We start from the raw sequence: 545 nt of genomic DNA, 5'->3' as shown, positions 1-545 counted from the left end.
ACGATCCTGGTGCCGGATCCGGGGCCGGGGGAGGCGTTGGTGGACGTCCTGACGTGCGGGGTGTGCCACACGGATCTGCATTACAAGCTCGGCGGGATTGGCGATGAGTTCCCGTATCTGCTGGGCCACGAGGCCACCGGTGTGGTCTCGGCTGTGGGTGAGGGTGTGACGGAGGTTGCCGTCGGTGACCGGGTGATCCTGAACTGGCGTGCGGTGTGCGGGCAGTGCCGGGCGTGTGCGAAGGGCCAGCCGCAGTATTGCTTCAACACCGCCAACGCCACCCAGAAGATGACTTTGGAGGACGGCACCGAACTTTCCCCGGCACTGGGCATCGGGGCGTTCGCGGAGAAGACGCTCGTCGCTGCGGGGCAGTGCACCAAGGTCGACGAGGACGCGGATCCGGCCGCGGTGGGGCTGCTCGGCTGCGGTGTGATGGCCGGGATCGGCGCGGCGATCAACACCGGTGAGGTCAGGCGCGGGGAGTCCGTGGCCGTGATCGGCTGCGGCGGGGTGGGGATCGCCGCGATTGCCGGCGCGAAGCTCGC

At 69.0% G+C, this 545-nt stretch carries 1 protein-coding gene; it reads left to right on the top strand.

The annotated features are described in order from the left end of the window. A partial coding sequence (locus tag AC1DFE_RS24150) for an alcohol dehydrogenase catalytic domain-containing protein (protein WP_476908341.1) occupies nucleotides 1-545 on the top strand: 545 nt, incomplete at both ends.

Source organism: Arthrobacter sp. 05T423, assembly GCF_056396245.1.
The sequence above is the reverse complement of the archived record's forward strand: the minus strand, read 5'-3'. Positions and strand labels throughout refer to the sequence as shown.